The following is a 719-nucleotide window of genomic DNA, read 5'->3' as shown; positions in this document are numbered from 1 at the left end:
CGGCGGCGTGCACCGCCTGGGTGTCAATGGCGGCGTGGTGGTCGGCCTCGACCTGGCGGATGAACGCCGGGGAGACGATGGCGCGGCCCACCAGCTGCACGTCGTAGTCGTCCTGGTCCAGGTGGCGGGTCAGCTTGATCCGCCCGAGCATGATCGGGGCGGACAGCGCCTCGCTGCGCCCTCATGGGTGGCGCGCCAGTTCGCCACGCCCGCGGCCAGGTAGCCCACGTCGATGCCGCGCTCGTCCCACAGTTCATCGATCTTCGCGTCCAGCGCACGGGCGGTGCGCTTGGCCACCGCGAACTGGTCCGCGTCATGCAGCAGGGTGGACAGGCGGGTGCGCCGCCCGGCCAGGAACTGGGCCAGGCCCGAGGGGTTGGCGTGGGTGATGTCAATGCTGTTGGAGGTCGACGGGGCGAACCGCAGCGTGGTGTCCGCGCCGGTCCCCTGCCCCAGGGTCTTTACCCAGCTGGCCACGCGTTCGGCGGCAGCAGTTCGGCCACTAGTCACGACTCTCATTCCCTTCGTTCGCTTCCCGTCGGCGGCGCCGCCGATGCCGGGATCAGATTTTGCCCCCGTGCCGCGCGGTCGCCGCGGGCCGGTTTTGGCACACAACACGCCACTTCCTAAGGTAGTGCACGCACGGCCCGGTTCGGCTGTACGAAACACTGTTTAAGCGCCACGGGCGGAACCGGTGGCCGGCCGCGGCGGCGTGCGCC

General features: G+C 70.5%; 1 protein-coding gene. It reads right to left on the bottom strand.

Going from position 1 to position 719, the window contains the following annotated elements; all coding sequences use genetic code 11:
• Positions 1-129 precede the first annotated feature (129 nt).
• A complete protein-coding gene (locus tag JCM19049_RS16495; RefSeq protein ID WP_279403460.1) occupies positions 130-510 on the bottom strand; it encodes a hypothetical protein in 381 nt (126 codons plus the stop codon).
• Positions 511-719: the final 209 nt, after the last annotated feature.

The organism is Arthrobacter sp. JCM 19049 (assembly GCF_001310435.1).
This window is presented reverse-complemented; position numbering and strand designations above follow the sequence as displayed.